7 protein-coding genes are annotated in these 6724 nt (G+C 36.0%); all 7 read right to left on the bottom strand.

Translation table 11 applies throughout. From position 1 onward, the window contains the following. On the bottom strand, nucleotides 1-736 hold a 736-nt coding region (locus VFS71_RS13810), incomplete at its 3' end, for an amidohydrolase family protein (RefSeq protein ID WP_326401936.1). A 42-nt stretch (nucleotides 737-778) separates the two neighbouring features. Beyond that, entirely contained in the window at nucleotides 779-1792 is a 1014-nt protein-coding gene (locus tag VFS71_RS13805) for an alpha/beta hydrolase (RefSeq protein ID WP_326401934.1), read from the bottom strand. A gap of 23 nt (nucleotides 1793-1815) precedes the next feature. After that, nucleotides 1816-2607 carry an alpha/beta hydrolase gene (locus VFS71_RS13800; protein ID WP_326401932.1) on the bottom strand — a complete coding sequence of 264 codons (792 nt, stop codon included), beginning with the start codon at nucleotides 2605-2607 and terminating at the stop codon, nucleotides 1816-1818. A gap of 434 nt (nucleotides 2608-3041) precedes the next feature. Continuing rightward, nucleotides 3042-3623: a TetR/AcrR family transcriptional regulator gene (locus VFS71_RS13795; protein ID WP_326401930.1), complete on the bottom strand. Its 582-nt coding sequence runs from the start codon at nucleotides 3621-3623 to the stop codon at nucleotides 3042-3044. A gap of 69 nt (nucleotides 3624-3692) precedes the next feature. Next, nucleotides 3693-4445: an SDR family oxidoreductase gene (locus VFS71_RS13790; protein WP_326401928.1), complete on the bottom strand. Its 753-nt coding sequence runs from the start codon at nucleotides 4443-4445 to the stop codon at nucleotides 3693-3695. A gap of 39 nt (nucleotides 4446-4484) precedes the next feature. Continuing rightward, nucleotides 4485-5423 carry an alpha/beta hydrolase gene (locus VFS71_RS13785; RefSeq protein ID WP_326401926.1) on the bottom strand — a complete coding sequence of 313 codons (939 nt, stop codon included), beginning with the start codon at nucleotides 5421-5423 and terminating at the stop codon, nucleotides 4485-4487. Between the two features lie 241 nt (nucleotides 5424-5664). Further along, nucleotides 5665-6724 (bottom strand): Gfo/Idh/MocA family protein (locus VFS71_RS13780; RefSeq protein ID WP_326401924.1); only part of this gene is annotated, 1060 nt, incomplete at its 5' end.

The raw sequence follows: 6724 nt of genomic DNA, 5'->3' as shown, positions 1-6724 counted from the left end.
ATGTCAAACCAAACCGATTCAGCTCCCTATTAAACTGAAACGAACTATTGATTCTTTCCTCGGGAGTTAATTTTGTGGTCAATCCTAATGTGGTATAAATAGCTTTTGGAGTTTCTTTGGCAAACATTAATCCGGTTAGATTTCCATCTTTGTCTTGCTCCAAAACGCTGCCTTCGTAATGCGTGTCTTTGGTATAACCCAAAACCTCAATTCCTTTTTTGTTCAAAAAAGCTTTGCCATACAAATAGGTTATAAAAACAGGTTTATCAGGAACAGCGGCATTGATTTCATCGATTGTCGGCTGTCTTTTTTCTTCAAATCCAAATTCATTCCAACCTCCTATGACTTTAATCCATACTCCGGGAGGAGTTCGGGCAGCCTGTTCCTTGAGCATTTCCATAGCTCTTTTTAAGGTCTTTACACCATCCCAACGCAACTCCGCATTGTAATTAAGCCCTTCGCGTATTACATGTATGTGGCTGTCATTTAGTCCTGGAATAACCGTTTTACCTTTTGCATCAATTACTTGGGTAGTTGTAGTTTTATAACTTTCCAAAATACTTTTTGAAGTTCCTGTTGCGAGGATAACCCCGTCTTTAACTGCAAGGGCTTGAACAAAATCACCGGATTTTTGCATGGTGGCAATTTTTCCGTTATAGATAATCAAATCAGCTTTTCCCTGAGAATGCATCAGCAGACCAAAGAAAAATAGTAGTATTAAAAATATTCGTTTCATCGTATTCGATTTAATTATACTCTTTGTTTTATTTTGAATACCCTATTTTGCCGTAAAAAAAGCCAATAGATCTTTTTGTACCTGAGCCGTATTTTCCTGAACTAACCAATGTCCGGAGCCAGCTATTTTTGATTCGGATACATTTGTTGCCACAAGTTTGGAATGCTCTTTAAGAAAAGCTGCCGCAAAAAATTCTCCCCCCATTGCCAACAAAGGCATTTTTAGTTTTGTTTTCATAAATATCAGATTGTCTTTTCCGTCCTGAGGAAAATTTCCAAACCATTTAAAACTTGATTTTGCACCATCTTTAACTGCATAGGCTCTAACAAATTCGGTTGTTTCTTCGGGAGTAAAAGGATCTTTAACGTGTCCAACCATTGGCCAAAAATTGGTCAAAAATTCTTTTTCCTTACCGGCAACAATGTCTCCGGCTGTAGGCCATGCAAAAAATCCAAACCACCAAGCCGAAGCCGAAACTTGTGACCAAACTGGTTCTATCCCCGGTAGCAAAGCATCCATTAAGGCTAGTTTTTTAACTTCATTTGGATATTGAGCAGCATAGGCGTAAGCTACCATAAGTCCGATGTCATGTCCTGCTAGATTTATATTGTTATATCCCAATTTCTTCACGAGTTCATGAATGTCCGTGGCCATTGTTTTTTTATCATAACCGGACTCAGGTTTGTCCGATTCGCCTACTCCTCTCAAATCGGGAGCGATAACCGTAAAATGTTTTGACAATTCAGGAAGCAAACGATTCCACATGTACCAATTTTGACCAAAACCATGAACAAGTACAAGAGGTTCACCTTTTCCACCTATCACATAATGAATGTTAACACCATTTACATTTGCAACCGCATGCTTAAAGTTTGATGGTGGATCAGCAGGTTTAACTTCTGGCAAATCAGACACATCTTTTGATTCTTCAACAGCTACTTTTACTGGTTCTTCTTTTTTGTTACACGATGTCAGTGAAAAAAAACTGATTACTAATAGGCCTAAAAAAACTTTTGTCATTTTTGACCAAACATTTTGGTTGGGAGTTGATTTCATAATTTTTAATTTAAAAGATGTTACTATTCGTTTTTGTGTTTTTGAAGCCATTCTAAAATATAAATGGCAATTTCTTGCCAACCCGGCTGACCTAATACAAAATGGTTTCTGCCTGGGAAAACTTTATAGTTCTTAATCGAGTTTTTATCGGTGTATTTTTTATAATTATCATAATTCAATTGATGAGGAATCGTATGATCCATATCGCCAGCAATAAATAATAAGGGTTGGTGCGGTTTTTTAAAATCTACTTTTGCCACAGAAGTGATTGTATCTCGAACAACCAATTTTGACTCAGGGATTGCCAATTGCAGATATCCATTTTCCTGCAGTTCCAATTCCATTCCGTTGGCAAAAGCATATTGCCATTGAGGAAAACACATTAAAAATGTTTCTTTTGTTGATGTAAAAAATCCAAGTGGTCCCCAACCTGCTTTAAAAAATGACAATTTGAAGGTTAAAATACCTTGTGGTGGTACGGAATGAATTGAAACAACTGCTGACGCCAGTCCTTTTTGATTCAAAATTTGCGCAATCAATCCTCCTATTGAATGCCCTATGATTATTGGCTTCTCTGAAAATGATTTTGCGATTTCCTCAAAATGCGCTATGAGTTGAGCCAATCGAATTGATGCTACCTGTGGATCTGGATGGCGACTACGGAGAACTGCTGTAGGCGCATCTTTGAAAGGCCAGGCGGGAGCAATAGTTTTATAACCTCTACTTTCATAAAAATCTTTCCACTCATTCCAAGACTGATTACTAACAAAAGCTCCGGTTATAAAAAGAATTGATTTTGGATTTTCGGTTTGCATAATTACATTATTCAATTGTTATGCAAACGTATAGGCTAGAATCGTGCCTTTTAAGAAAAACCCTTTATAATCAACAGATTTACAATTATTTAAAAACACAAATACAACGATATATCGTTTTCAACCATAAAACAATTGCGATATAACGCTAAAGGAAATATACATTCCCTTCTTAAAAAAATCCATACGATAATTAAAACCATAAAAAAACCACCCATAAAAATGAGTGGTTTAATTTTAAATATGAACTGGAGTTCAATTATTGTTGTTTTCTTTTTGGATGATGGCAAAAAAGCTAAATACTAACCCTTAGCCCCGATTGTAGTGGAAATCCTTTTGTGCCGGTGTTCGGCACAAAAGATTAAAACGGAAAGCGGGACGATGTTCACAAAAAAGCCAAATCTTTCTGCTCCAAAACAACAATCGAACTCCGCTTATAACACGGATAACAAAACTTTCAGCACATCATCGAAAACCTGTTTTGGTGTACCGGTTGAACGAGCCAAAACTCTTATCCCCGAATAATTATTGAATATAAAACGGGCTAATAATCTTGGATCTGTAGCCGATGAAATTTGATTTAATTCCTGACCTCTTTTAACAGCCTGAAAAAAAACTTCTTCCATTTTTAGCCGATTATCATTGACTACTTTTTCAATTTCAGCATCGTGAATCGCCAATTCAACAGTGCTATTGACCATAAAACATCCTTTTGTGATTTTATCTTCAAAACTTTCAAGGATTGCCTGCGCAAACATTTCTTTAATCGTTTCTTTGATATTTGTAGATTTCTGCAAAAGACTGCTCACATCATCATATGATTTCTTTTGATAACGTTGCAACGCCTTAATGAATAAGGAATGCTTATCGCCAAAAGTGTCATAAAGACTGGATCTGCTAAGACCTAAATATGTCACCAAATCTTGTGCGGATGTTCCGTTGTATCCTTTGCTCCAAAAAATTTCTATTGCTTTGTCCAAAGCATCTTCTTCGTTGAATTCTTTTAATCTTGCCATAAACATAATTATTAAAGATTTGCAAAGATATCAAAATAGGAACGTTCATTCCTAAATTAAAGCAAAAAATTATACTACTGAATTTACAGTAAGTCCACCATCAACCACAATTTCGGTTCCTGTTATGAATGAAGAATCGTCTGAAGCTAAAAAACCAACTGTTTTGGCAATTTCAGAAGCTTTCCCAAAACGTTTTAAAAGAATTTTATCTCCCAAAACAGACCCGAAACCTTCAACTTCTTCTTTACTTAATCCTAATTTTCCATAAAGAGGTGTTTCAACCGGACCAGGAGAAATGGCATTTACTCTAATGTTTCTTGGTGCAAGTTCGGTTGCTAATACTCTATTGAAAGACAAAACGGCTCCTTTACTTGCAGCATAAACACTTGAATTTGGCATACCAATATTGGCGTTAATCGAAGTATTAAAAATTATAGAACCACCGTCATTCAAAATTGGAAGTAATTTTTGAACCGTAAAATACACACCTTTTACATTTACATTCATAATGTTGTCATAATGTTCCTCTGAAGCAGATTCTACTGGAGCAAATGAAGCCGTTCCAGCGTTTAGAAAAATAATGTCTATTTTCCCAAATTTAGATTTTACTTCACTAACCAAATTATCAATTGATTTTAAATCGGCTTGATCTGCTACAATTCCAGTAACATTCAATTCAGTTTCAGCTTTTATTAGAGCTTCATTATTTCTTCCGGTGACAATTACTTTGGCACCTTGTGCAACTAATTCTTCGGCAGCTGCATACCCGATTCCGCTATTTCCTCCTGTTACTAGGGCTACTTTATTTACTAATTTTGACATTTCTTTTACTTTTAAATTATTATTGATTTATTTATTAAATTATTTTTTATCCAAAAAAAAGTCCAACAAACCTTTTTGAACAGCGGCTGTATTTTCTTGAACCAACCAGTGACCTGAATTAGGGATATTTGTTTCGCTTACATCGTTCGCCACAAGTTTTGTGTGATCTTTTAAAAATGCAGCTGCAAAATACTGACCTCCCATTGTCAATACAGGCATAGTTAGTTTTTGCTTCATCAATTCAACATTGTCTTTTCCATCTTGTTTGAAAGCCCCAAACCAATGAAAACTACCAGTTGTTGCACCTTTAACAGAATAAGCACGGATAAATTCAGCTGTTTCTTCTTTTGTGAAAGAATCTTTTGCAAAAGCAACTACTGGCCAAAAATTAGTCAAAAACTCTTTTTCCTTACCTGCTACTATATCACCAGAAGCCGACCATCCAAAAAATCCAAACCACCACGCTGAAGCCGAAACCTGTGACCAAACTGGTTCAATTCCCGGAAGCAAAGCATCCATTAAGGCTAGTTTTTTAACTTCATTTGGGTATTGAGCCGCATAAGCATAAGCAACCATTAGTCCGATATCATGTCCTGCCAAATTGATTTTTTCATAACCTAATTTTTTTACCAACTCGTGAATATCAGTTGCCATTGTTTTTTTGTCATAACCACCATCTGGTTTATCAGACTCGCCCACTCCTCTTAAATCTGGAGCAATTACTGTAAAGTGTTTTGAAAGTTCAGGCAACAATCTGTTCCACATATACCAGTTTTGACCAAATCCATGAACCAATACTAATGGTTCTCCTTTTCCACCAATTACGTAATGAATGTTTACGCCATTTACATTTGCAATTGCGTGCTTAAAGTTTGCTGGCGGATTTGCAGCTTTAACATTTTGACTTTGTACTTCTGTTGAAACACCGAATAAAATAGCTGCTGAAAACACTGCTATTTTTTTAATTAAATTTTTCATGATTGTTTTTTTTAATATTTATAGGTCAAAGGTATAATAACGGAACGAACGTTCCGTTATTTATTTCGTTAAACTTATGTTAATTGTATCTAACTAAAAATCAGGTAGTTTAAAACAATCAAATCATCCCTTATAGATGCTGAGAAAACAAAAAAACCACTCCTTTTACAGAGTGGTTTTTGTTTGTTGGTTTTGTCTAGTCACAGATTACAAATCTGTTGTTCATCAGTGGTAGTTACTTTTATTTCGAAAACTCCACTGTTTTCAATTTGTTCCATCCTCCACGAGTAAAATCGGGAATTTGGACAGGAACAGAACCGTTGTCAAGTGAGATTTCGGTCAATGGAGCCAAACAAGACCATTCGGCTAAATCATATACATCCATATCAAGAGGTAGCCCATTTTGAAGACAATGAATCAAACGGTAATCCATAATAAAATCCATACCTCCATGTCCTCCAACTTGTTTAGCTTTTTCTTCAATGTCAACTACAATTGGATTTTTATATTTTTGCATTAAAGCTTCCTTAACTTCTTTAGGAACATAACTATGTGCATTGAAATCTTCATGATTTGGCGCTACATCTTTTCCTATGTCTTTAGAATCTAATGCATAACCTTCCACTGGATATTTATTTGCAAAACCTTTAGTTCCTGTCAATTGATACATTCTAGTATACGGGCGAGGGTTAGCTACATCATGCTGAATCTGAATCGTCTTTCCGTTCTCAGTACGAATCATCGTCATCGTATGATCTCCATTTCTAAAATCTTTCAAATCCTCACCTTTTTTCTCTTTGATGAAAGCTGGAATCCCAACAGCTTTAGTATCCATAGAAACCAAATAATTCATCTTATCGCCACGGTGGATATTCAACGCCAGACAAGCAGGTCCCATTCCATGAGTTGCATAAATGTCTCCACGATGTTTTATGTTGTAATCCAAACGCCAGTTATTCCAGTAATCTGCCCAATAAGGTTCAAGATTGTGAATATAGGAACCTTCTGCATGGAGAATTTCCCCAAACAATCCTTGCTGTGCCATATTCAGCGTTGTCAATTCAAAGAAGTCGTAAACACAGTTCTCTAATTGCATACAATGTTTTCTGGTTTTTTCGGAAGTATTGATTAGTTCCCATATTTCATCCATAGTCATGGCACTAGGTACTTCAATAGCCACGTGTTTTCCATCTTTCATCGCCTGTACCCCAATTTGAGCATGATATTTCCAATCGGTTGCAACATAAACAAGATCTACATTAGGGAGAGCCGTTACCTGTCTCCAAGCGTTTTCTCCAAAA

This window comes from Flavobacterium sp., assembly GCF_035760125.1.
Taxonomy (GTDB): Bacteria; Bacteroidota; Bacteroidia; order Flavobacteriales; family Flavobacteriaceae; genus Flavobacterium.
Note: the sequence above shows the minus strand (reverse complement) of the source record. Positions and strands in the feature narration are given on the sequence as shown.